Here is a 22,270-nt window from a genome sequence, read left to right on the forward strand (position 1 = left end):
GGCGGCACCCGTGCGGGGGTGCCGCTCCTTGGCGCGTTCTACTCCGTTCCGGCCCGGCGCCGGCGGACGGCCATCAGTACGCCCCCGCCGGCGAGGATGACGACCGCGCCGCCGCCCGCGAGGTAGGGGGTGGCGCCGTCGCCGCCGGTCGCGGCGAGGTCGGTGTCGTCGGCGGTGTCCTTGCCCGCGTCGTCGGCCGCCTCGTCGGCCGGTTCGAAGTCGGCGGGCGGCTGGTCGCAGCCGATGCCGTCCGCGTCGCGGTCCAGATGGCTGCCGTAGTGCTCGTCGCCCTCGGCGATGTTCGCGTACCCGTTGGCGTACGCCTCGGAGCAGTTCTCGAACGGGTGAGTGCCCTCGTGGGCCTGGGCGGCGCCGGGCGTCACAGCCAGCGCGAACGCGGCCACGGCTAAGGCGGCGGGCATGCGGAACAGGTTCATGGAACCCCCCTTGGTCCGGAATTGAGGTGTTGACCGTATTGAGGGGCGCATGGTGGCGCGGCGGTTCGACGGACCTGTGATGCAAGCGTGACGTGACCGGGCGGTAGCTCTGCGCCACCGCCCGGCCGTGGAGGCTAGGCCCGGAACGGACCCGTCACCTCGTAGGTGATGCCGCCCGAGGAGCTGCCCGTCGTGCCGCGCTGGCTGGAGAAGTACAGGCGGCGGCCGTCGGGGGAGAAGGCCGGGCCGGTGATCTCCGAGCCGGACTGGCCGTCGATGCGCAGGAAGGGGGCGATGACGTCGTCCGGGGTGATGACGCAGATCTCCATGGTGCCGCCGTCCTCGGCGACGAACAGGTCACCGGAGGAGGAGCCGGTGATGTTGTCCACGCCGGTGAGGGGGGCCGTGCCCGACGTCACCAGGGAGTCGTCGTAGGCCAGCTCGTAGGTGTTGTTGAGGAGGTTGAGCTGCCAGACCCGGTTGTCGCCCTTCGTGGTGAACCACACCTTGTCGTCGGCGTAGTGGCAGCCCTCGCCGCCGTTGAAGGACTTCGAGCCGGAGACCTGGGTGCGGGTGGTGGTGGGGGAGCCGTCCGGGTCGGGGACGTTCGCCCAGCTGAAGGAGCCCGAGGTGCCGGAGCCCGCGACCATCACCTGGAGGGTGCCGGAGGAGAGGTTGCCCCAGGTGTTCGGCACGAAGCGGTAGAAGCGGCCGTTCGTCTCGTCCTCGGTGAGGTAGACGACCTTGCGGACCGGGTCGGCGGCCGCCGCCTCGTGCTTGAAGCGGCCCATCGCGTCCCGCCGCACGGCCGCGTTCACGCCCCACGGGTCCGTCTCGTAGACGTAGCCCAGGGAGACCTCCTCGCAGGACAGCCAGGTGTTCCACGGCGTCTTGCCGCCCGCGCAGTTGGTGCGGGTGTTCGACAGGATGCGGTACGCCCCCGTGATCGCGCCGGTGGCGGAGAACTTCACCGCGCTCACCCCGCCGCCCGGGTTGATCTCCGAGTTGGAGACATAGATCCAGCCCGTGCCGTCCGCGTAGCAGGCCCCGCCGTCGGGGGCGTTGTGCCAGGTGTACGACGTCCCGGGGACCGTCTGACCGGACCGGGCTATCACCCGGCTGGTGAAGCCGCTGGGCAGCCGGATGCCGCGGGCGTCCGGCGCGCCGAGCGCCCCGTACGGGCCGGTGCCGGGCTGGGCGGGCGCGGCGTACGCGGCGCCGCGCCACAGGGTTCCGCCGAAGACGGCGGAGGACCCGCCGAGGACGGCCGCACGCAGGACAGTACGACGTTCCACTCTCGCTCCAAGGGAGGAGTGACCGCCCCGCCACCGGTCGGCGGCGGGGGCCGTGCGGAGAGGGACGCTAGGGCGGCGGGGTTACCGTGCCCAGGGGCACCGGGTTGACAGTCCATGGACAGGTTGTGACGTTCCGCGGAGCGCGTCCTCTCGTAGGCTGAGCGGGAGCCCGCGGCGGAGGGAGCCCGGTCATGGCCGGCTGGAACACCGGGGACGTCCCCGACCAGAGCGGACGCGTCGCCGTGGTCACCGGCGCCAACAGCGGTATCGGGTACGTCACCGCACGCGAGCTGGCCCGCCGGGGCGCCCGGGTGGTGCTCGCCTGCCGCAGCGAACGGCGCGGCGCCGAGGCCGGGGACCGGCTGGTGACCGAGGTACCGGGCGCGGAGGTGGAGTACGCGCGGCTCGACCTCGGGGACCTCGCCTCGGTACGGGAGTTCGCGTCCCGCCTGCCGTACGACCGGCTCGACCTCCTCGTCAACAACGCCGGGGTGATGGCGCTGCCCTACGGGACGACCACGGACGGGTTCGAGCGGCAGTTCGGGGTCAACCATCTGGGGCACTTCGCGCTCACCGGGCTGCTGCTGCCGGTGCTGCTGCGGACCCCGGGGGCCCGGGTGGTGACCGTCTCCAGCCTCATGCACGCCGTGTCCACCGTCGACCTCACCGACCTCAACAGCGAGCGCCGCTACCGGCGCTGGATCGCCTACAGCCGGTCCAAGACCGCCAACCTGCTGTTCACGCACGAGCTGGCGCGCAGGCTCGCCGCGCACGGGTCGGACGTGGTGGCGGCCGCGGCCCACCCGGGGTACGCGGCGACCAACCTCCAGGCGGCGGGGCCGCGGATGGCGGGCCGCCGGATCGCCGAGCGCGTCATGGGGCTCGGCAACCGGGTCGTCGCCCAGTCCGCCGACGCCGGCGCCCTGCCCACGCTGTACGCGGCCACCGCACCCGGCGTGGCGCCCGACTCCTTCACCGGGCCGTCCCTCGCGGGCTGGCGCGGCGCGCCGGCACCGTCCTGGCGGGCGCCCTGGACCGTCGACGACGCGCTGGGGCAGCACCTGTGGGCCGCCTCCGAGCGGCTGACCGGGGTGGCCTACGACGCCCTGACCGCGTGAGGGTCAGTCCTTGCGGCCCGTCACGGCGACCGTGACACCGAGGCCGATCATGGTCATCCCGCCGACTCCGCCCACCGCCGACAGCCGCCTGGGTGAGCGGGCGAACCAGCCCCGGGCGGTCGCCGCGACCAGTCCCCAGACGCTGTCGGAGGCGAGCGCGATGACGTTGAAGACCAGGCCGAGCAGCAGCATCTGAGCCGTCACCTGGCCCGCGCCCCGGTCCACGAACTGGGGCAGCACGGCCGCGAAGAACACGATCGTCTTGGGGTTGGTCACGCCCACCGCGAACCCCTCCCAGAAGGTGCGCGCACTGCCCGGCCCGGCGGCCCCCGCCGGGTCCTCGGCGAACGCGGCCCGCAGCGCCCCGCGCTCCCGCCAGGCCCGGACACCCAGGTACACGAGGTAGGCGGCACCGGCGAGCTTGAGGGCCGTGAACACCAGCACCGAGCGCTCCACGACCGAGCCGACCCCGAACGCCACCGCCAGCACCAGCACATAGGCACCGGCGGTGTTGCCCGCCACGGTCGTCAGGGCGGCCCGCCGGCCCTGGGCGAGGGCCCGGCCGACGACGAAGAGCACGCTGGGTCCGGGGACCACGATCAGCAGGAACGACATGGCCGCGAAGGCGAGGAGACGGTCGGTGGGCACCATGCCGCCATGGAAGCAGCGCCCGCCCCCGCTCGGCCAGCCGTTTTCTCAGGCGGTGGCCCCGCCGTCCAGCACCGGGCCGGTACCGACGGCCGTGCGGACCGGGTGCGTCCGCACCCGTACCGACTCGTCGTCCAGGCACTGCCCGGAGGCGAGGTCGAACCGCTGCTTCAGCAGGGGGGAGGCCACGAAGGGCCGCCCCTGGTGGGTGCCGGTCAGTCCCCGGGAGAGGACCCCGGCCCCGCTGAACGGGTCGCGGTTGTCGATGGCGTACAGCGTGCCGGCACGGTCGCGGAAGAGGGCCGCCTGGCTGCCGTCCGGCAGCAGGGCCGCCACTCCGCGGCCCGGGAGCAGCCGGCTCAGGTCGCAGACCGTGAACCAGGTGTCCTCACCGGAGTCCAGCTGGAGCTGGACCTTGAGGTCGGTCGTCTCGGGGGCCAGGGTCATCGCTGGGCGCTTCCTTCCAGGGGGCGGCGGCCGATGGACAGCAGCGGCAGGTCGGGCTTGATCTGGTCGCGCTCGGGGACGAAGCCGACGACCGGGTCGGGGGTGTCCGGCGCGTTCACGAAGGACACGAACCGGGCCAGCTTCTCGGGGTCGTTGATGGTCTCGGCCCACTCGTCGCGGTAGTGGTCGACATGGGCCGCCATCAGGGACTCCAGCTCCTCGCAGATCCCGAGGGAGTCCTCGACGACCACGTCCCGCACGTGGTCCAGGCCGCCCGGGATCCGCTCCAGCCAGGTCGAGGTGCGCTCCAGCCGGTCGGCGGTGCGGATGTAGAACATCAGGAACCGGTCGATCAGGCGGATCAGTTCGGCGTCGGAGAGGTCCTGGGCGAGCAGGTCCGCGTGGCGCGGGGTGGCGCCGCCGTTGCCGCCGACGTAGAGGTTCCAGCCGTTGGCGGTGGCGATCACGCCGAAGTCCTTGGACTGGGCCTCGGCGCACTCGCGCTGGCAGCCCGAGACCGCCGACTTGAGCTTGTGGGGTGACCTGAGCCCTCGGTAGCGCAGCTCCAGGTCGATCGCCATCCGGACGGAGTCCTGCACGCCGTAGCGGCACCAGGTCTGGCCCACGCAGGACTTCACCGTGCGCAGCGACTTGCCGTAGGCGTGGCCGGACTCGAAGCCGGCGTCCACCAGCCGGGTCCAGATCAGCGGGAGCTGCTCGACGCGGGCGCCGAACATGTCGATGCGCTGGCCGCCGGTGATCTTCGTGTAGAGCCCGAAGTCGCGGGCGATCTCGCCGATCACGATCAGCTTCTCCGGGGTGATCTCACCGCCGGGGATGCGGGGCACGACCGAGTACGAGCCGTTCTTCTGGAGGTTGGCGAGGAAGTGGTCGTTGGTGTCCTGCAGCGCCGCCTGCTCGCCGTCGAGGACATAGCCCTCGGCGCCGATGGCCGGGGCGAGGGAGGCGATGATCGAGGCCACCGTGGGCTTGCAGATCTCGCAGCCGTCGCCGCCCCGGGCGCCGTCCCGGCCGTAGCGGTCCAGCAGGTCCTGGTACTTGTTGATGCGCAGGGCGAGGACGATCTCGTAGAGCTCCTCGCGGGTCTGGCCGAAGCAGCCGCACAGGCCCTTGTCGACCTCGACGCCGGACGCCTCCAGCTCGGCGGTGACCAGCTGTCCGAGCACCTTGACGCAACTGCCGCAGCCGGTGCCGGCCTTGGTGCACTTCTTCACCTCGGGCACGGTCGTGCACTGATGGTCGGTGACCGCGCCGCGGATCGTGCCCTTGGAGACGTTGTGGCAGGAGCAGACGATCGCGTCGTCGGGCAGGGCGGACGGGCCGAGCTGGACCGGGGCGCCCGCGCCGGCCGGCAGCACCAGCGACTCGGGGGAGACCGGCGGGACCGAGCCGGTGAAGGCGCGCAGGGTGCCGTACGCCTCCGCGTCGCCGACCAGGATGCCGCCGAGCAGGGTGCCGTCGCGGCCGATGACCAGCTTCTTGTACAGGCCCGCGCGGGAGTCGGAGTAGACGACGTCCAGGCAGTCCTCGGTGGTGCCGTGCGCGTCGCCGAAGGAGGCGACGTCCACGCCGAGCAGCTTCAGCTTGGTGGACAGGTCTGCTCCCGTGAACGCGGCCTCGTCGGCGGCGATCGTGGCGGCGGCCGTCTCGGCCTGCTCGTAACCGGGCGCGACCAGGCCGTACACCCGGCCGTCGGCGGCCAGCGCGCACTCGCCGATCGCGAACACGTGCGGGTCGTTCACCGTGCGGCACTGCTCGTCGACCGCGATGCCGCCGCGCTCGCCGACGGTGAGGCCGCAGTCGCGGGCCAGTTGGTCGCGGGGGCGGACACCGGCGCTGAACACCACCAGGTCGGTGGCGAGTTCGGAGCCGTCGGAGAGCTTCATGCCGGTGACGGCGCCCTCCTCGTCGACGACGATCTCCTGCGTGCCCACCCCTGTGTGCACGCTCAGGCCCATGTCCTCGATCGTGCGCAGCAGCGCCGCGCCGCCGCCCTCGTCGACCTGCACCGGCATCAGCCGCGGTGCGAACTCCACGATGTGGGAGGTCAGTCCGAGGCCCTTGAGCGCGCCGGCCGCCTCCAGGCCGAGCAGACCGCCGCCGACCACGGCGCCGGTGGTCGCCTTCTTGGCGTACTCCTCGATCGCGAGCAGGTCCTCGATCGTGCGGTAGACGAAGCAGCCCTCGGCGTCCTTGTTCGGGACGGGCGGCACGAACGGGAAGGAGCCGGTGGCGAGGACGAGCGTGTCGTACGCGAAGACCTGGCCCGACCGGGCGGTGACCTTCTTCGCGGCGCGGTCGATCGTCTCGGCCGGGTCACCGACGTACAGCTCGATCGCGTGCTTCTCGATGAACTCCATGTCCGTCATGGAGAGGTCCTCGGGTGTCTTGCCCGAGAAGTACGAGGTGAGCGCGACGCGGTCGTAGGCGGGACGCGGCTCCTCGCACAGCACGACCACGCGGTGGGTGGCGGTCAGGCCGCGCTCGGCGAGGGCTTCGAGGAAGCGCTGGCCGACCATGCCGTGGCCGACGAGCACGATCGTGGGGGTGGGCCCCGGGGTGGCGGTCATCAGGAGCCTCCGTCGTTGGTGAGCAGGTGGAGCAGGGGGGCGCCGTCCGTGGGGAGCGGCTCCGCTCCCTCCCAGGCGCGGGCGAGCGCGCCGACGGTGCCGAGTTCACCGACGAGCACGCCGCCCACCACGCGGTCGTCGCGGACGACGACCTTGCGGTAGGTGCCTCGGGTGGCGTCGGTGAGCTGGACGACGTCGTCGCCCGGGAGCGCCTCGGTCTCGCCGAACGCGGCGAGGTCGAAGGCGGAGTTGCCGTGCAGCGTCAGCCGGGTCAGCGACCGGGTGCCGGTGTAGCGGGCGGTGGCGTCCCCGGCGAGCAGTCCGGCGAGCGCGTCGGCCTGTTCCAGCGCCGGGGTGGCGAGGCCGTAGAGCGTGCCGTCGTGCTGGGCGCAGTCGCCGACGGCCCGGATGTGCGGGTCGGAGGTGCGCAGTTCGTCGTCGACGAGGATGCCCTTGTGGACGGCGAGCCCGGCGTCCTTGGCGAGCCCGGCGCGCGGGTGGACCCCGCAGGCCAGCACCACCAGGTCGGCGTCGAGGGCGTATCCGTCGGCCATCTCCACCGAGCGGACCGCGCCGCCGACGCAGCGCACGTCGCGCACCCGGCACTCGGTGTGCACCTCGACGCCGAGGTCCCTCAGATGCCGCAGCACCAGCTTGGAGGCGCCCGGGTCGAGCTGGCGCTCCATGAGCCGCTCGGACTGCTGGGCGAGGACGACCTGGGCGCCGCGCACGGCGAGCGCGCGGGCCGCGGAGACGCCGAGCAGCCCGCCGCCGATGACGACGGCGCGCACTCCGGGCCGTACCGCCTTGGACAGGCCCAGGCAGTCGTCCATGGTGCGGAACGCGTGCACGCCCTCGGGCAGCACATGATCGGCGGTGAACAGTCCGCGCAGCGGCGGCAGCACCGGGTTGGAGCCGGTGGCCAGGACCAGCGTGTCGTATGCGATCTTCGCGCCGTCCGCGCACTCGACGGTGCGCTCCTCGCGGTCGATGCGGGTGACCCGGGTGCGCAGGAGCCCGGCCGGGGTGGGCAGCGCGATCACCTCGGGGGCGTACCGCCCGGCCAGCACCTCGGCGAGGAGGACCCGGTTGTAGGGCCGGTGCTCCTCCTCGCCGATCAGCAGCGCGGGCGTGCCGAGCTCACCGAGCCGCCGGGCGAGCCGTACGCCCGCGAGGCCGGCGCCGATCACCACCACACGCGTATTCGAGGTCATGCCATCGAGCGTGCGGTGCGGGTGTTTCCCGACCGCATCACGTCTGTTTCCCGCGAGGAACGCTGCCCTCAGCGGGGCCCGGGGGGTGGTGTGAGGGTTTCCCGGGGACGGCCGGGGCGGGCTGTGAGGACGGGGAGGGTTCCGGGGGGTCCTCGGCCAGGCGGTCTGTCGGTCTGTCGGCCTGTCGGCCTGGCGGCCCGGCGGTCTGGCGGTCGGGGGCCTGGTGGCTGGGCGGCCTGTCGGCCCTGCGGCCCTGCGGCCCTGCGGCCCTGCGGCCCTGCGGCCCTGCGGCCCTGCGGCCCTGCGGCCCTGCGGCCCTGCGGCCCTGCGGCCCTGCGGCCGGGGGCCTAGCGCTTGTCGTGCAGCAGCAGGTCGATCATTCCCGTGGTGTCCTCCTCGCCCCGGTCCTGGGCGAGCAGCCGGTCCATCAAGGTCATGTACGGCGTCAGCAGTTCCGCGCTCACCCCCTGTTCCTCGGCGGTGCGCAGCAGGGTGGCGTTGCCCGCCGCCTGCATGGCGAGGTTGGAGACGACGTTCTTCGTGTAGTCCTCGCTCTCCAGCTGGTCGGCCGTGGAGTGGACGGTGTGCGCCATCGCGGTGAGCCAGCCCTGGAGCAGTGCCGCGAACTCCTTCGGCGCGATGTCCTCCCGGCGCACCAGCGCGAAGGCGTGGAAGATCCCGGCGAACATCCCGGTCATCGCGCTGAGCAGCGCCACGTCGTGCAGCGCGGCGAAGCCCGGGTCTGTGCCGACCCAACTGGTCCCGGCCGGGACGGCCAGGGTCTCGCGGTGCTCCTCGAAGAGCTCCGGGGAGCCGCTGTAGAAGACGTACGCCCCGCTGTCCGCGCCGCCGATCATCGGCGGTACGGCCATGATCCCGGCATCCACGAAACGCGCGCCGCGCTCCTCGGCCCAGGCGGCGCGGGCACGGCCCTGGGCCGGGGTGCCGGTGGTGAGGTTCACCAGGTCCCGGCCGGTGAGATCGGCGTCGGCGAGGGCCTCGCCGAGGGAGTCGTCGTCGAGGAGGCAGGCGATCACCAGGCGGTTGGCGGCCACCGCCCGGGCGGCGCTGCTCGCGACCGTGGCCCCCTCGGCGGCCAGCGCCTCGGCTCGGGCGGGGGTGCGGTTCCAGACGGTCACCGGATGTCCGGCGGCGAGCCAGGCACGGGCCAGGGCGGTGCCCATGGCGCCGGTGCCGAGCAGGGTGAGGGGGGTGCGCGGGGTCGGGGAGGAGGCGTTGTCAGTCATGGCGGTTAGCCTCGTAGAGAGTGAACGTCCTGCTCAAGTACGTACTTTGGAGTGGGCGCTTACCTCCGGGAAAGCATCGAGGCAGGGGGACCGACATGGCGACGGGGCGACGGCCGGGGTCGTACGTCTGCGGCATCGACGCGGCGATGGACGTGATCGGCGGCAAGTGGAAGGTGCTCATCCTGTGGGAGCTGTCGGTGCGTCCGCACCGCTTCGGGGAGCTGCGCCGCGGGCTGCCGGGGGTGACGGAGAAGGTGCTCGCCGCCCAGCTGCGGGAGCTGGAGGCGGACGGCATCGTGCACCGCGAGGAGTACGACGAGGTGCCGCCGCGCGTCGAGTACTCGCTGACACCGAAGGGCGTGAGCCTCAACACCGCCCTGGAACCGCTGGGCGACTGGGGCAAGAGCAACATCCTGGGCGGGTCAGCGGCTGCCGGTGAGGTGCGCGAAGACGACGACGTTGCCCTGATAGCCCGTGGCGCGTGAGTAGCCCCCGCCGCAGGTGATCACCCGCAGCTCCGGGCGGCGGGCCGCGCCGTAGACCTTCTCGTCGGGGAAGTCCCGGGCGTCGTACACCTCGACGGAGTCGACCGTGAAGACGGCGGTGCCTCCGTCGCGCCGGTCCACCTCCACCGTGCTGCCCTTGCGCAGGGCGCCCAGGCGGTAGAAGACGGCGGGCCCCTCGGCGTTGTCGACATGGCCCGCGACGATCGCGGTGCCGCGCTCGCCGGGGGTCGTCCCGGCCTCGTACCAGCCGGCCAGGTTCGTCCGCTCGGCGGGCGGGACGTCCAGGCTGCCGGCCGCGGTGAGGCCGAGGCCCATCAGGGGGGCGTTCACCCGGATCGACGGGATGCGGATCCGGTCGGGCGGGGACGGCGGCAGCGCGGGCGCGGCGGACGGCTGCCGGCCGGCGGGGTCGGCGTGCGCCTGGGCGGCGGACGGCTGCGGTGGGGGGTGCCGCTCGGCGCCGCTGCGCAGCAGCCAGGCCCCGGAGCACAGGGCGACCACGGTGACGGCCGCTATCGCGGCGTTGCTGTACTTGCGCACCCGAGCCTCCTGGACGAGCCCTGTTCCCCCTCCGGGCCGCGAGGGGCGTCGGACCCGGAGGGGGAGGGGACATGCGGTACCGGCGGGACGGACAGCGGAGGGTGTCCGTCAGATCCCGTCGCCTCTCGCCCGGCGATGCAGGAGCCAGGTACCGCCCGCGGCGGCGACGGCGAGAGCCGCCACACCGGCCGCGGTCTGCACGGGGTCGGGGCCGAGTGCGCCGCCGACCCCCGTCTTCACACTGCCTCGCGGGTGCACCGACTGCCGCTGCGAGGTCAGCGTCACCACCAGGTCGCCCGTGACCTGGCGCCCGCCACCGGTACAGGCCGCGGTGATCTCGTACGTCCCCGGCTGCGCGCTCGGCGGCACCCGGAACCGGCCGCTCGCGTCCCGCTCCTCGCCGCCCGGCGCCAGTGTGAAGGTCCCGGCGCCGACCGCGCTGGCGTCGCCCGTCGCGGTGCCGCCGTCTCCGCAGGCGGAGGTGTGCACGGTGACCTGTTCGCCCGGCACGGCCGAGGCGGGGCGCACTTCCAGGCTCCCGGCACCCGCGGCGTAGGCCGGTGCGGCGACCGGACCGGCGGTCACGACAGCGAGCGCGCTCCCGATCAGCAGACGGGCGGTACGGCGCATCAATGCTCCCTGGGGATCAGCGGTGGATCACTGCCCTTCCGAGGTAAGGGGCAGCGAGCCGGACGCGCTTCCTGAGGGGCCGTCAGAATTGGGGTGAATGGGTGTCAGGAACCCGGGAAGGGGGCCGTGTTTACGCAGGTCAGTGCCCTTCCGCAGAGGCGCCGGGGAAGTGCGTGCGCGGCGCGTGTGAACGGGTGACGCGCCCCAGCGCTTGACCTCAACAATGGTTGAGGTATCACGCTGTCGGCATGACTTCCGCCATGGAACCCCTGAATGTCGCCGTCGTGATCGGCAGCAACCGCCACGGCCGCTTCGGCCCCGTCGTCGCCGACTGGATCCTCGACCACGTCCAGCGCCGCGAGGACCTGACGCCCGAGGTCGTCGACGTCGCCGAGATCGCCCTGCCCACGTCCTTCGCCCGTACCCCGGAGGCGGCCGACGCCCTCGCCGACGTCACGCCGAAACTGGCCCGCGCCGACGCCTTCGTCATCCTCACCCCGGAGTACAACCACTCCTTCCCGGCGGGCCTGAAGAACCTCATCGACTGGCACTACGCCGAGTGGCGCGCCAAGCCCGTGGCCCTCGTCTCCTACGGCGGGCTCGCGGGCGGTCTGCGCGCCGCGGAGCACCTCCGGCAGGTCTTCGCCGAACTGCACGCCGTGACGGTCCGGGACACCGTCTCCTTCCACAACGCCGGCGCCTCCTTCGACGACGCCGGCCGCCTGAAGGACCCGGCCGGACCGGACGCGGCGGCCAAGACGATGCTGGACCAACTGGTGTGGTGGGGAACGGCCCTGAGGGAGGCAAAGGAACGCAGGCCGTACGCGGCGTAGCCCTGGCCGGGCGGGGACGGGTCTGGAAACCGCCGGGCCGGGCCGGGGGCGCGTCCGGAAGCCGCGGGGCCGGGTGGGGGCGGGTCCGGAGGCCGCGGGGCCGGGCCGGGGGGCGCGTCCGGAGACCGCCGAGCCGCGCGAGACCGGCCCTCGCACCTGCGCAGGCGGCGGTGGCCGCCCCGGGGCTGGCCCGCTGCTCCGCCTGCGCGGGACCGAACACCTTCGGCGTACTGACGCCGGTGCCTGCCTGGGCGGAGATCGGGCGGCAGCCGGCCGGGATCGTCGCGGCCGAACTCGCCCCGGACGGCACGAGGTCCCGGTCCTGCCGGTCCTGCCCGGTCTCGCCGGTCCCACCCGGTCTCGCTGATCCCGCCGGTCCCGCCGCACCTGCCCGGTCCCGCCGGACCCACCCAGACCCACCGCCCCCGCCCGGACCCACCCGGTCCACCGCCGTACCCCCAGGCGCCCTGGTACGACGGCACAGGCAGATGTCGTGGCGCGGGCGCCCTCCGTCAGGAGTTTGCGGGAAGGCCGGTGCCGGGAGGGGCCGGCCTTCCCGGGTGTTCGGCGTCCCACGCCGCACGCGCCGCCGCTATCGCCGGTTTGTGGTCGCGGGACCAGTCCGCGAGGCCGGAGATCATGCCCGACAGGCCCGCGCCCATCGCGGTCAGGCGGTACTCGACCTGGGGTGGGAGGGTCGGATGGACGATCCGTTCGACCAGCCCGTCCCGGCACAGCCGCTTCGTGGTCAGCGACAGCATGCGCTGCGAGATGCCCGGTATCGCGCGCTCCAGCGCGCCGTAGCGGCGGCTGCCCTTGGCGAGTTCCACGACCACCAGGACCGTCCACCGGTCGCCGAGCCGGTCCAGCACATCGCGGATCCCGCAGTCGTCATCGCCACACGGCCCTACCGGAACAGGGGCGCTGAGCTGGGAACTTACGGCCGTGTTCGGGACTGACACGAAAGTGCCTCCTTACGGACCCGCCGAACCCGGCGGATGCTCGGTGCTGTTCTTACCGGGATCAACGCAAGGACTGTTCGAATGATTCTCGTGACCGGCGTTTCAGGAGCACTCGGCCGTCTGGTGCTCCAGGGCCTGACCGCGCTCGGCGGACCCGAGGTGGTGGCCGGCACCCGCGGCGGCGACGGTACGACTGCCCGCCGGATCGACTTCGACGACCCGGTGAGCCTGCCGAAAAGCTTCGCCGGGACCGACGTCCTGGTGATGATCTCGGCCGGCTACGCCGAGGACGACGCCGTGCTGGCCCGCCACGGCGCGGTGGCCGACGCGGCGGCCGAGGCGGGCGTACGCCAGGTGATCTACACCAGCCTGGCGGGCTCCGGCGAGCGCACGACCCTCGCCCTGCCGCACCGCTGGACCGAGAACCGCCTGGCCCAGGGTCCCTTCGCCACCACGGTCCTGCGCAACGGCCTCTACGCCGAACTGCTCGGCGGCCTCGCGGCGGCGGGCGCCGGAGCGGCCGCCCGAAGCGGGGTCTTCTCGGCCGCCCTCGGCACGGGACGGATGTCGGTCGTGGCCAGAGCGGACCTCGCGGACATCACGGTGCGGGTGGCGGCCGAGGCCGACCGCGCGCTCGCGGCCGGCGCCCCCAGCCGCCACGCGGGACGGACGTACGAGCTGGAGGGCGGCACCGCGCTCGGCGGCGCCGACATCGCCGACCTGCTCGCCAAGCGGTACGGCAGGACCGTCACCTACCGTCCCGCCCCCCTCTCCGAGGCGCGCGCCGCGCTGGCGGACCAGGGCTTGGAGGACTACCAGGTCACCCACACCCTCTCCCTGCTCTCCAACACGGGCGCGGGCTTTCTGGAGGCCCGCACCTCCGACCTGCCCGAGCTGCTGGAAGCGGCGCCCCGCCCGGTGCACGAGCTGGTGGCGAAGGCCGCGGCGGGCTGAACCCGCCCGCGCTCAGCCCACGCCGACCGCACTCCACGCCGCCCCGACCGCCGCGTACTCCGAACTCCCCGCCCCGTAAAGCTCCTTCGCCGCGCTCAGCGTCGCCGTGCGCGCGCCCGCGTAGTTCGTGGACGACGTCATGTAGACCGTCAGCGCCCGGTACCAGATCGCGCCCAGCTTGGCGCGGCCGATGCCGGTGACGGAAGAGCCGTCGCAGGTGGGGGAGTTGTGGACGGTGCCGTTGATCGTCTTCGCGCCGCTTCCCTCCGCCAGCAGATACGCGAAGTGGTTGCCGACGCCGGAGGAGTAGTGGACGTCGAGACCGGCCGTCGCCGGGCTCCAGCAGTCCACCGAACTGCCGTCCCTGGAGGGCTGGTCCATGTAACGCAGCGCCTCCTGCCCGAACCCGTCCCGGACGATCTTCTCGCCGATCAACCAGTCCCCGGGGTCCGAGGAGTTGGCCGCGTGGAACTCCACCAGCGTGCCGAAGACGTCGGAGGTCGCCTCGTTGAGCCCGCCGGACTCGCCCGAGTAGGTCAGCGCGGCCGTCTTCGACGTCACCCCGTGCGCCATCTCGTGCCCGGCCACGTCCAGCGACACCAGCGGGCCGAGATTCGTCCCGTCACCGTCGCCGTACGTCATGCAGAAGCAACTGTCGTCCCAGAAGGCGTTGTTGTACCGGGTGCCGTAATGCACCCGGTTGTACGAGCCCTTGCCGTCGCCCGCGATGCCGTTGCGGCCGTGCACGCCCTTGAAGTAGTCCCAGGTCATGTCGGTGCCGTACTGGGCGTCCACCGCGGCGGAAGCGCGGTCGGTGGTCGTGCCCGTGCCCCAGTGGTTGTCGGCGTCGGTGAACACCGTCGACGGCGCCCGGCTGAGGCAGATCGTGCCCAGCAGGCAAAGGTCCGACCGGCCCCCCGCGTCGCCGGTGTACGTGCCGCCGCGCGAGGCGTCCTTGAGCTGGTACGTCGATCCCGAGAGCGTCGTGTCGAGCGGCACGGTCCCGCTGTACAGCGACTTCCCGTCGCCGCCCACCGTCTCCAGGGTGTCCCAGGCGTCGATCTGGGTGCCGGTGCGCGCGTCGGTCAGCACGGTCCGCCCGACCGGGTTGCCCAGGGAGTCCTTGGCCAGGACGTCCGTCCGCCAGGCCAGCTTCGGTGCGCCGTGCAGGGCGTCCACCACGAGCCGGGGCTCGGCGGTGAGCTGCCGGAGCGCCTCGCCGAGGTTGGCGGCGCGCAGGGCGTTCACGGCGAGGTCGGCGGCGCGGGCGGCGGGGAGCGCGGGGGTGACACCGGCGGGCGGGGCGGGAGTTCCCCGGACGGCGCGGGAGGCGCCGCGGTAGGTCCCGTCCTTGGCGAGGTGGACGACGAAGTCACCTCCCAGGACCGGCAACTGACGATACGTCCGGTCGTATCGGACGTGCTGCGTGCCGTCCGCGTCCACGATGACGTCCCGCACCTTCGTGTCCTGCGCCGAGGTCAGCCCCAGGGCCGCGGCGTGGTCGAGGAGGGCGGCGGCCGCGTTCTCGACGGCCACGGCCCGGGTCGGCCGGTCGGCGGCGCCAGCGGACGGGGTGAGCGTCGCGGCGAGCAGCCCGGCGGCGGTGACGGCGACACCGGCGGTGGCGAGACGGGAACCTCGGACGTGCGGCCGTATCCGGCTCATGGATCTCCTCGGGAGGGAGCGGGTGATCTTGTCCTGCGATTTAAGGGGGCATGACAGATCAGTGACCAGGGCCGTTCCGTGGAGATGTGTGAGGGGTCAGAATCGTTTCTGTGACCCTTCCGTTCTTCGTCTACGGCACGCTGCGGCCCGGCGGGCCGAACCACGACCTCTTCCTGCGCGGCCGCACGCTGACGGAGGAACCGGCGGCCCTCGGCGGGGCGTGGCTCTACGACGGACCCGGATATCCCTACGTCGTAGAGGCGCCCGGCGGACGGGTCCACGGCGAGCTGATCACGGCGCGCCCCGACGCCTACCCGGACCTCCTGAGGGCCCTGGACAGGCTGGAGGACTACACGCCGGGGGGCTCACGCAACCTGTACGAGCGCGTCGAGCGAGAGGTGCGCACCGGATCACGTCCGGTGCGGGCGTGGGTGTACGTGGCCGCACCAGCCGTGGCGGCACGGCTGCGCGCCCACGGCAGCCTCATCGACGGCGGCGACTGGGCCGTACGCCTATAGCGCGCCCTCCACCGTCTGCAGCGAGCCGTCCACCGTCTCCACCCGCACCGCGCACACCTTGAACTCCGGCATGCGGGAGGTCGGGTCGAGCGCCGGGTTGGTGAGGGTGTTCGCGCGGCCCTCGCCCGGCCAGTGGAACGGCATGAACACCGTGTCGGGGCGGATGGCGGTGGTGATGCGGGCCGGGGCCACCGCCCGGCCGCGGCGGGAGACCACGGCGAGCGGGTCGCCCTCGGCCGCGCCGAGCCGCGCCGCCAGCCGCGGGTGCAGCTCCACGAAGGGGCCGGGCGCGGCGGCGTTGAGCTCGTCGACCCGGCGGGTCTGGGCGCCCGACTGGTACTGCGAGACCACCCGCCCCGTCGTCAGCAGCACCGGGTACTCCTCGTCCGGTTCCTCGGCCGCCGCCCGGTGCGCGACCGGCACGAACCGGGCCCGGCCGTCCTCCGTGGCGAACCGGTCGTGGAAGAGCCGGGGCGTGCCGGGGTGGACCGGCTCCGGGGCGTCCCCGTCCGCCGGGCACGGCCAGAAGACGCCGTTCTCCTCGATGAGCCTGCGGTAGGTGATGCCGGAGTAGTCGGCGGGACCGCCCGCGCTGGCCCGGCGCAGCTCCTCGAAGACTTCCTCGGGGTCGGTGGGGAAGCCCTTCTCCACCCCGAGGCGGTCGGCGAGTTCGTGCATGACCTCCAGGTCGCTGCGGATGCCGTCGGGGGGCGTGATCGCCTGCCGGCGCAGCAGCACCCGCCCCTCCAGGTTCGTCGTCGTACCCGTCTCCTCCGCCCACTGCGTCACCGGCAGCACGACGTCCGCCAGCGCCGCCGTCTCCGACAGCACCACGTCACAGACGGCGAGGAAGTCCAGGGACTTGATGCGTTCCTCGATGTGCGCGGCGCGCGGCGCGGAGACCACCGGGTTGGAGGCCATCAGCAGCAGCGCGCGAATGTCCGTGCCCAGCGCGTCCAGCAGCTCGTAGGCGCTGCGTCCCGGGCCCGGCAGCGAGTCGGGGTCCACGCCCCACACCTCGGCCACGTGCCGCCGTGCCTCGGGGTCCGTCAGCTTGCGGTAGCCGGGCAACTGGTCGGCCTTCTGGCCGTGTTCGCGTCCGCCCTGCCCGTTGCCCTGCCCGGTGAGGCAGCCGTAGCCGGACAGCGGGCGCCCCGCGCGGCCGGTCGCCAGGCACAGGTTGATCCAGGCGCCCACCGTGTCGGTGCCCTTGGACTGCTGTTCCGGGCCCCGGGCGGTGAGCACCATGGCCGCCTCCGGCTCGCAGAACATCCGTACCGCTTCCCGCAGTTCCGGCACGGACACGCCGGTGATCCGCTCGACGTACTCGGGCCAGTGCGCCAGCGCCTCCGCGCGGGCCTCCTCCCAGCCGGTGGTCCGCTCGCGGATGTACTCCTCGTCCGTGCGCCCCTCGGCGACGACCAGGTGCAGCAGCCCGAGCGCGAGGGCGAGGTCGGTGCCGGGGCGGGGCGCCAGGTGCAGGTCGGCCTGCTCCGCGGTCTTCGTGCGGCGCGGGTCGACGACGATCAGGGTGCCGCCGTTCTCCCGCAGCTCGTGGAAGAACCGCAGCGACGGCGGCATCGTCTCCGCGGGATTGGAGCCGACGAGGATCACGCAGCCCGTCTTCGGGATGTCCTCCAGCGGGAACGGCAGCCCGCGGTCCAGGCCGAACGCCTTGATCCCGGCGGCCGCCGCGGAGGACATGCAGAAGCGGCCGTTGTAGTCGATCTGCGAGGTGCCGAGCACCACCCGCGCGAACTTGCCGAGCGTGTACGCCTTCTCGTTCGTCAGACCGCCGCCGCCGAAGACCCCGACCGCGTCCGGGCCGTGCTCCGCCCGCGTGCGGCTGAGCCCCTCGGCGATCCGGTCCAGTGCCTCCTCCCAGGAGGCGGGCACCAGAGTGCCCTCGGAGCGCACCAACGGGGAGGTCAGCCGCACCCGGGAGGAGAGCACTGCCGGCGCCGTACGGCCCTTGCCGCACAGCGCGCCCCGGTTCACCGGGAAGTCCGCCCGCTCACTCAGCTCGACCGTCCCGTCCGGGGCGGGCGTCAGATTCATCCCGCACTGCAGGGCGCAGTACGGGCAGTGCGTGGGCGTGGCGGTGTTCTGCATGCCCTCCAGCGTGCTTCGGCCGTGTTACGTGCCGTGACGGCGGATTGTTACGCCACGTCGACGGCCACCTCCCCGTCGACCCCCGCGGGCGGTGAGGCACCGTTCACCGGCCGGCCGCGAGCGCTTCCGCGACCCCGGGTTCCGCCGGTCCGAGGAAGGTGGGGTCCGGCCGGAGCACCGCGTCCAGCGCGGCCTTGCCCGCCGCGAGGATCTCCCGGGTGCCGCCGTAGTACCAGGTGGCGTCGTGCGCGGCGGTCACCCCGACCCCGTACGACGCCACACCGGCCGCCTCGCACAGGGCGAGAGCCCGCCGGATGTGGAACCCCTGGCTGATCAGCACCGCCTCGTCCACCCCGAAGATCTTCTTCGCGCGTACGCAGGAGTCCCAGGTGTCGAAGCCCGCGTAGTCGCTGACGATGCGCGCGTCGGGCACCCCGTGCCGGGTCAGATAGGCGCGCATGGCGTCCGGCTCGTCGTAGTCCTCGCGGCTGTTGTCGCCGGTGACCAGGACGACCTTCACCCGTCCCGCGCGGTACAGCTCGGCCGCCGCGTCCAGCCGGTGGGCCAGGTACGGCGACGGCTCCCCCTGCCACAGGCCCGCGCCGAAGACGACGGCCACGTCGGTGCGCGGCGCGTCGGCGAGGGAGCGCAGCCGGTCGCCGGTGGAGACGTACATCCAGGTCATCGGAGTCAGGGCCAGCACACACGCCGCCATCAGCGCCTGCACCAGCCGGCGTTGTGCGGTGCGGGTGCGCGGCAGGCGGATCCTCATGCACCGTAGGACGCCGGGCGCCCGCGCCCGGTTGCGTGACCAAGGTCACTCGGGCCGCCGAAAGCCCAGGTCAGGCCGGTTCACAGCGCCGGGGCCCGGACGGTGAACCTACGGAAAAGACCCGTGACCCCCGCGCAACGGCGTGGCAACCTCCGGCCCCCACCATCGGTTCATGACGGCGTCGCCCTCACTTCACGACGAGTCCACGTCCCTCGACAGTTCGGCGCATCTCATGAACCGGATCAGCAGCCAGCTCGGCACCGTCGCGCTCGACGGCCGGCGCCGCCCCACCCCGCCCGCGCTGGTGGTCGTGGCCCACGGCAGCCGGGACCCGCGCGCCCTGAGCACCGTCCACGCCCTCCTGGAGCGCGTCCGCGAACTCCGCCCGGGCCTGCCCGTACGGCTGGGCCACATCGAACTGAACGAGCCCCTGCTCCCCGACACGCTCGCCGCCCTCGACACGGACGCGGCCGTGCTGGTCCCCCTCCTCCTCAGCCGCGGCTACCACGTGAAACGGGACATCCCCGAGATGGCGGCGCAGTCCGCCGTACGCACGAGCGTGGCCCAGCCGCTGGGACCGCACCCCCTCCTGGTGGAGGCCCTCTACGACCGCCTGATGGAGGCCGGCTGGGCCCGGACCCCCGGAACGGCCGTGGTCCTGGCCGCGGCGGGCTCCCGCGACCCCGACTCCAAGGTGGACACCAACCACACGGCGGCCCTCCTCTCGGACCGCCTCGGCGTCCCGGTGCTCCCCGCCTACGCCACGACGGCCGCCCCCACGGTTCCCGACGCGATCAAGCTGCTCACCGCCCGGGGCCACCACCGAATAGCGGTCGCCTCCTGCTTCACGGCCCCCGGCCGCTTCGCGACGGAGTGCGCGACCCAGGCCCCGTGGCTCGCCTCGGCCCCCCTGGGCCCTCACCCGGCGATGGCCCGACTGGTCCTCCACCGCTACGACCAGAGCCTGGCGACCAGCGCCGCGGGCACGTACCTCAGGGGCGCGGGGAACCGCGCGACCAGCCACCGGCAACCCGCACTCGCCACGTAAGAGTCCAGGGCAGACGCGTCGGCGCATAGTGTCGACGCATGGCCCACGAGAACCACCTCCCACCCCCCGGCTACGACCCGCCCTCCGTGGAACGCTGGTCGAAGGAACCGGACAAGCGCCCGGGCCGCACCGCCTTCCAGCGGGACCGCGCCCGCATCCTCCACTCCTCCGCCCTCAGACGGCTCGCCGGCAAGACCCAGGTCGTCACCCCGGGCACCCGCAGCCAGATGTGGGACGCCAGCCCCCGCACCCGCCTCACCCACTCCCTGGAGTGCGCCCAGGTGGGCCGAGAGCTGGGCGCGGCCCTCGGCTGCGACCCGGACCTCGTCGAGGCCGCCTGTCTGGCCCACGACCTCGGCCACCCCCCGTTCGGCCACAACGGCGAACAGGCACTCAACGAATTCGCCCAGGACGTCGGCGGATTCGAGGGCAATGCCCAGTCGCTCAGGCTCCTCACCCGGATCGAGCCCAAGCGGTTCACCCCGCAGGGCTCCGTCGGACTCAACCTCACCCGTGCCACCCTCGACGCCGCCACCAAGTACCCCTGGCCCCGGGGCGCCCACCCCACCGACCCCACGTCGGTGAAGTTCGGCGTCTACGACGACGACCGGCCCGTCTTCGACTGGGTCCGCGAGGGCGCCCCCGGCACCCGCGCCACCTTCGAGGCCCAGGTGATGGACTGGGCCGACGACGTGGCGTACTCCGTGCACGACGTCGAGGACGGCCTGCACGCCGGCCACATCGACCCCAACTGCCTGCACGCCGACCCCGAACGCGAGGGGGTCTTCGCGGTGGCCGTCGGACGGTACGTCCCGGCGGACACCGACCCGGCCGAACTCGCCGCCGCCCTCGACCGGCTCCAGGACCAGGAGTGGTGGCCGCACGGCTACGACGGCACCGCCGCCGCCCAGGCCCGCCTCAAGGACGCCACCAGCCAGCTCATCGGCCGCTTCTGCCTCGCCGCGGAGGGCGCCACCCGCGCCGCCCACGGCTCCGGGCGGCTCACCCGGTACGGCGCCGAACTCGTCGTACCCCGGGACATCCGGCTGGAGTGCGCGGTCCTGAAGGCCGTCGCCGACCGGTACGTCATGCAGCGGGCCGAGCAGGAGCGGCTGCGGGCCGATCAGCGGATCGTCGTGGCCGAACTGGCCGAGGCGCTGACCGCGCGGGCGCCGGAAGGGCTGGACCCACAGTTCCGGGCGCTGTTCGACCGGGCGCCCGACGACCGGGAGCGCAAGCGGGTGATCGTGGACCAGATCGCGTCCCTCACCGACGCCTCGGCCCGTTCGCTTCACGTACGCCTTACGGGGCACGCGTGAGAGTGAGGGGGCGTGTGTGACATGCAACGCGCCCGATTGTGACCCTCCGTGGCCTGATCGGGCCACTCCCTCTTCCCCCATCACACTCCGTGCGGGACGCTCGCAAGTGGCGGCACCCTTACGAGGAGGCATCAAGTGGTCGACGCGGATCAGACATTCGTCATCGTCGGAGGAGGACTCGCCGGCGCGAAGGCGGCCGAGACGCTGCGCGCGGAGGGCTTCACGGGCCGCGTGATACTGATCTGCGACGAGCGCGACCACCCCTACGAGCGTCCGCCGCTGTCCAAGGGCTATCTGCTCGGCAAGGAGGAGCGCGACAGCGTCTTCGTGCACGAGCCCGGCTGGTACGCGCAGCACGACGTCGAGCTGCACCTCGGCCAGACCGTCGACAGGATTGACCGTACGGCGAAGACGGTCCGCTTCGGCGAGGACGGCACGGTCGTCCACTACGACAAGCTGCTGCTCGCCACCGGCGCCGAGCCCCGGCGCCTGGACATCCCGGGCACCGACCTGGCCGGCGTGCACCATCTGCGCCGGCTCGCGCACGCCGAGCGGCTCAAGGGCGTCCTGGCCGCGCTCGGCCGGGACAACGGCCACATCGTGATCGCCGGGGCCGGCTGGATCGGCCTGGAGGTCGCGGCGGCGGCCCGGGAGTACGGCGCCGAGGTCACCGTCGTCGAGCCGGAGCCGACCCCGCTGCACGGCGTCCTCGGCCCGGAGCTCGGCCAGCTCTTCGCCGAGCTGCACCGGGAGCACGGGGTGCGCTTCCACTTCGGGGCGCGGCTGACGGAGATCATCGGGCAGGACGGCGTGGTGCTGTCCGCGCGCACGGACGACGGCGAGGAGCACCCGGCGCACGACGTGCTGGCGGCGATCGGGGCGGCGCCGCGGACCGGCCTCGCGGAGGCGGCGGGCCTGGAGATCGCCGACCGCGCCCACGGCGGCGGACTCGTCGTCGACGAACGGCTGCGCACCTCCGACCCGGACATCTACGCCGCCGGCGACGTCGCGTCCTTTCCGCACCCCCTGTTCGGCACCAGCCTGCGCGTCGAGCACTGGGCCAACGCCCTCAACGGCGGCCCGGCCGCGGCCCGCGCGATGCTCGGCCGGGACGTCGTCCACGACCGGGTGCCCTACTTCTTCTCCGACCAGTACGACCTGGGGATGGAGTACTCCGGCTGGGCGCCCCCCGGCTCCTACGACGAAGTGGTGATCCGAGGGGACGCGGGCAAGCGGGAGTTCGTCGCGTTCTGGCTGAAGGAGGGCCGGGTGCTGGCCGGGATGAACGTGAATGTGTGGGACGTCACAGACCCGGTCCAGCGGCTGATCCGCGCCCGGGCCCGGGTGAACGCCGAGGCGCTGGCGGACCCGCACACAGCGCTCGAAAGCCTCATCCCTTAGCTGTCGGTCCGTC

At 73.2% G+C, this 22,270-nt stretch carries 21 protein-coding genes; 8 read left to right on the forward strand and 13 right to left on the reverse strand.

The window, feature by feature from the left end:
- Positions 1–38: 38 nt before the first annotated feature.
- Entirely contained in the window at positions 39–437 is a 399-nt protein-coding gene (locus tag ACFYW5_RS08375; protein WP_389416154.1) for an LAETG motif-containing sortase-dependent surface protein, read from the reverse strand.
- A 134-nt stretch (positions 438–571) separates the two neighbouring features.
- The gene (locus ACFYW5_RS08380; RefSeq protein WP_389416155.1) at positions 572–1,732 is read right to left on the reverse strand and encodes an alkaline phosphatase PhoX; all 1,161 of its coding nucleotides are present in this window, start codon (positions 1,730–1,732) and stop codon (positions 572–574) included.
- Positions 1,733–1,923: 191 nt separating this feature from the next.
- Here ACFYW5_RS08380 and ACFYW5_RS08385 point away from each other — a divergent pair, with 191 nt between their 5' ends.
- A complete protein-coding gene (locus ACFYW5_RS08385) occupies positions 1,924–2,850 on the forward strand; it encodes an oxidoreductase (protein WP_389416156.1) in 927 nt (308 codons plus the stop codon).
- Between the two features lie 3 nt (positions 2,851–2,853).
- Here the strand turns inward: ACFYW5_RS08385 and ACFYW5_RS08390 are convergent, their stop codons facing one another.
- The 5 genes from ACFYW5_RS08390 to ACFYW5_RS08410 all read right to left on the reverse strand — a co-directional run bounded on the left by ACFYW5_RS08390 (position 2,854) and on the right by ACFYW5_RS08410 (position 8,997).
- Complete coding sequence (locus ACFYW5_RS08390; protein ID WP_389416157.1) at positions 2,854–3,501, reverse strand: LysE family translocator; 648 nt, start codon at positions 3,499–3,501, stop codon at positions 2,854–2,856.
- 45 nt (positions 3,502–3,546) lie between these two features.
- Positions 3,547–3,945, reverse strand: a complete 399-nt coding sequence (gene nirD / locus ACFYW5_RS08395) for a nitrite reductase small subunit NirD (RefSeq protein ID WP_389416158.1) — start codon at positions 3,943–3,945, stop codon at positions 3,547–3,549.
- Complete coding sequence (gene nirB, locus ACFYW5_RS08400; protein ID WP_389416159.1) at positions 3,942–6,536, reverse strand: nitrite reductase large subunit NirB; 2,595 nt, start codon at positions 6,534–6,536, stop codon at positions 3,942–3,944. The genes nirD and nirB overlap by 4 nt, the downstream gene beginning before the upstream one ends.
- Entirely contained in the window at positions 6,536–7,750 is a 1,215-nt protein-coding gene (locus ACFYW5_RS08405; protein WP_389416160.1) for an NAD(P)/FAD-dependent oxidoreductase, read from the reverse strand. The genes nirB and ACFYW5_RS08405 overlap by 1 nt, the downstream gene beginning before the upstream one ends.
- Positions 7,751–8,097: 347 nt before the next feature.
- Complete coding sequence (locus ACFYW5_RS08410) at positions 8,098–8,997, reverse strand: NAD(P)-dependent oxidoreductase (RefSeq protein WP_389416161.1); 900 nt, start codon at positions 8,995–8,997, stop codon at positions 8,098–8,100.
- Between the two features lie 95 nt (positions 8,998–9,092).
- On the opposite strand from ACFYW5_RS08410, the gene ACFYW5_RS08415 reads away from it, so the two are divergent.
- Complete coding sequence (locus ACFYW5_RS08415) at positions 9,093–9,482, forward strand: winged helix-turn-helix transcriptional regulator (RefSeq protein WP_389416162.1); 390 nt, start codon at positions 9,093–9,095, stop codon at positions 9,480–9,482.
- Here ACFYW5_RS08415 and ACFYW5_RS08420 read toward each other — a convergent pair.
- Entirely contained in the window at positions 9,420–10,043 is a 624-nt protein-coding gene (locus ACFYW5_RS08420; RefSeq protein ID WP_389416163.1) for a class F sortase, read from the reverse strand. The genes ACFYW5_RS08415 and ACFYW5_RS08420 overlap by 63 nt on opposite strands.
- Before the next feature lie 108 nt (positions 10,044–10,151).
- Positions 10,152–10,673 (reverse strand): hypothetical protein, encoded by a 522-nt coding sequence (locus ACFYW5_RS08425; protein ID WP_389416164.1) that lies wholly within the window; start codon positions 10,671–10,673, stop codon positions 10,152–10,154.
- Positions 10,674–10,921: 248 nt separating this feature from the next.
- Between ACFYW5_RS08425 and ACFYW5_RS08430 the strand changes: the two genes are divergently transcribed.
- Positions 10,922–11,506 (forward strand): NADPH-dependent FMN reductase, encoded by a 585-nt coding sequence (locus ACFYW5_RS08430; RefSeq protein WP_389416165.1) that lies wholly within the window; start codon positions 10,922–10,924, stop codon positions 11,504–11,506.
- Positions 11,507–12,018: 512 nt separating this feature from the next.
- On the opposite strand, the gene ACFYW5_RS08435 is transcribed toward ACFYW5_RS08430, so the two are convergent.
- On the reverse strand, positions 12,019–12,468 hold the full coding sequence (locus ACFYW5_RS08435) for a winged helix-turn-helix transcriptional regulator (RefSeq protein ID WP_389416166.1): 450 nt from the start codon (positions 12,466–12,468) through the stop codon (positions 12,019–12,021).
- Positions 12,469–12,549: 81 nt separating this feature from the next.
- Here ACFYW5_RS08435 and ACFYW5_RS08440 point away from each other — a divergent pair, with 81 nt between their 5' ends.
- Positions 12,550–13,422: an NmrA family NAD(P)-binding protein gene (locus ACFYW5_RS08440; RefSeq protein ID WP_389416167.1), complete on the forward strand. Its 873-nt coding sequence runs from the start codon at positions 12,550–12,552 to the stop codon at positions 13,420–13,422.
- 12 nt (positions 13,423–13,434) lie between these two features.
- Here ACFYW5_RS08440 and ACFYW5_RS08445 read toward each other — a convergent pair whose 3' ends face one another.
- Positions 13,435–15,087 (reverse strand): M4 family metallopeptidase, encoded by a 1,653-nt coding sequence (locus tag ACFYW5_RS08445; RefSeq protein ID WP_389416168.1) that lies wholly within the window; start codon positions 15,085–15,087, stop codon positions 13,435–13,437.
- A gap of 110 nt (positions 15,088–15,197) precedes the next feature.
- Here ACFYW5_RS08445 and ACFYW5_RS08450 point away from each other — a divergent pair, with 110 nt between their 5' ends.
- A complete protein-coding gene (locus ACFYW5_RS08450) occupies positions 15,198–15,605 on the forward strand; it encodes a gamma-glutamylcyclotransferase family protein (protein ID WP_389416169.1) in 408 nt (135 codons plus the stop codon).
- Here ACFYW5_RS08450 and ACFYW5_RS08455 read toward each other — a convergent pair.
- Positions 15,600–17,717: a molybdopterin oxidoreductase family protein gene (locus tag ACFYW5_RS08455; RefSeq protein WP_389416170.1), complete on the reverse strand. Its 2,118-nt coding sequence runs from the start codon at positions 17,715–17,717 to the stop codon at positions 15,600–15,602. The genes ACFYW5_RS08450 and ACFYW5_RS08455 overlap by 6 nt on opposite strands.
- A gap of 103 nt (positions 17,718–17,820) precedes the next feature.
- A complete protein-coding gene (locus ACFYW5_RS08460; RefSeq protein ID WP_389416171.1) occupies positions 17,821–18,489 on the reverse strand; it encodes a vancomycin high temperature exclusion protein in 669 nt (222 codons plus the stop codon).
- Positions 18,490–18,661: 172 nt separating this feature from the next.
- Between ACFYW5_RS08460 and ACFYW5_RS08465 the strand changes: the two genes are divergently transcribed.
- From ACFYW5_RS08465 to ACFYW5_RS08475, 3 genes are all read left to right on the forward strand, one after another.
- Positions 18,662–19,537 (forward strand): sirohydrochlorin chelatase, encoded by an 876-nt coding sequence (locus tag ACFYW5_RS08465; protein WP_389416172.1) that lies wholly within the window; start codon positions 18,662–18,664, stop codon positions 19,535–19,537.
- A 38-nt stretch (positions 19,538–19,575) separates the two neighbouring features.
- The gene (locus tag ACFYW5_RS08470; RefSeq protein ID WP_389416173.1) at positions 19,576–20,856 is read left to right on the forward strand and encodes a deoxyguanosinetriphosphate triphosphohydrolase; all 1,281 of its coding nucleotides are present in this window, start codon (positions 19,576–19,578) and stop codon (positions 20,854–20,856) included.
- A gap of 135 nt (positions 20,857–20,991) precedes the next feature.
- Positions 20,992–22,257 carry an NAD(P)/FAD-dependent oxidoreductase gene (locus ACFYW5_RS08475; RefSeq protein ID WP_389416174.1) on the forward strand — a complete coding sequence of 422 codons (1,266 nt, stop codon included), beginning with the start codon at positions 20,992–20,994 and terminating at the stop codon, positions 22,255–22,257.
- Positions 22,258–22,270 lie beyond the last annotated feature (13 nt).

Origin of the sequence: Streptomyces sp. NPDC002779, from assembly GCF_042888685.1 — a bacterium.
In the GTDB taxonomy this organism is placed as follows: domain Bacteria; phylum Actinomycetota; class Actinomycetes; order Streptomycetales; family Streptomycetaceae; genus Streptomyces.

Coding starts and splice junctions, on each gene's coding strand:
- ACFYW5_RS08460 (WP_389416171.1), bottom strand. CDS start 18,489: ATGAGGATCCGCCTGCCGCGCACCCGCACCGCACAACGCCGGCTGGTG.
- ACFYW5_RS08465 (WP_389416172.1), top strand. CDS start 18,662: ATGACGGCGTCGCCCTCACTTCACGACGAGTCCACGTCCCTCGACAGT.
- ACFYW5_RS08405 (WP_389416160.1), bottom strand. CDS start 7,750: ATGACCTCGAATACGCGTGTGGTGGTGATCGGCGCCGGCCTCGCGGGC.
- ACFYW5_RS08470 (WP_389416173.1), top strand. CDS start 19,576: ATGGCCCACGAGAACCACCTCCCACCCCCCGGCTACGACCCGCCCTCC.
- nirD (WP_389416158.1), bottom strand. CDS start 3,945: ATGACCCTGGCCCCCGAGACGACCGACCTCAAGGTCCAGCTCCAGCTG.
- ACFYW5_RS08385 (WP_389416156.1), top strand. CDS start 1,924: ATGGCCGGCTGGAACACCGGGGACGTCCCCGACCAGAGCGGACGCGTC.
- ACFYW5_RS08445 (WP_389416168.1), bottom strand. CDS start 15,087: ATGAGCCGGATACGGCCGCACGTCCGAGGTTCCCGTCTCGCCACCGCC.
- ACFYW5_RS08455 (WP_389416170.1), bottom strand. CDS start 17,717: ATGCAGAACACCGCCACGCCCACGCACTGCCCGTACTGCGCCCTGCAG.
- ACFYW5_RS08415 (WP_389416162.1), top strand. CDS start 9,093: ATGGCGACGGGGCGACGGCCGGGGTCGTACGTCTGCGGCATCGACGCG.
- ACFYW5_RS08425 (WP_389416164.1), bottom strand. CDS start 10,673: ATGCGCCGTACCGCCCGTCTGCTGATCGGGAGCGCGCTCGCTGTCGTG.
- ACFYW5_RS08410 (WP_389416161.1), bottom strand. CDS start 8,997: ATGACTGACAACGCCTCCTCCCCGACCCCGCGCACCCCCCTCACCCTG.
- nirB (WP_389416159.1), bottom strand. CDS start 6,536: ATGACCGCCACCCCGGGGCCCACCCCCACGATCGTGCTCGTCGGCCAC.
- ACFYW5_RS08375 (WP_389416154.1), bottom strand. CDS start 437: ATGAACCTGTTCCGCATGCCCGCCGCCTTAGCCGTGGCCGCGTTCGCG.
- ACFYW5_RS08440 (WP_389416167.1), top strand. CDS start 12,550: ATGATTCTCGTGACCGGCGTTTCAGGAGCACTCGGCCGTCTGGTGCTC.
- ACFYW5_RS08430 (WP_389416165.1), top strand. CDS start 10,922: ATGACTTCCGCCATGGAACCCCTGAATGTCGCCGTCGTGATCGGCAGC.
- ACFYW5_RS08390 (WP_389416157.1), bottom strand. CDS start 3,501: ATGGTGCCCACCGACCGTCTCCTCGCCTTCGCGGCCATGTCGTTCCTG.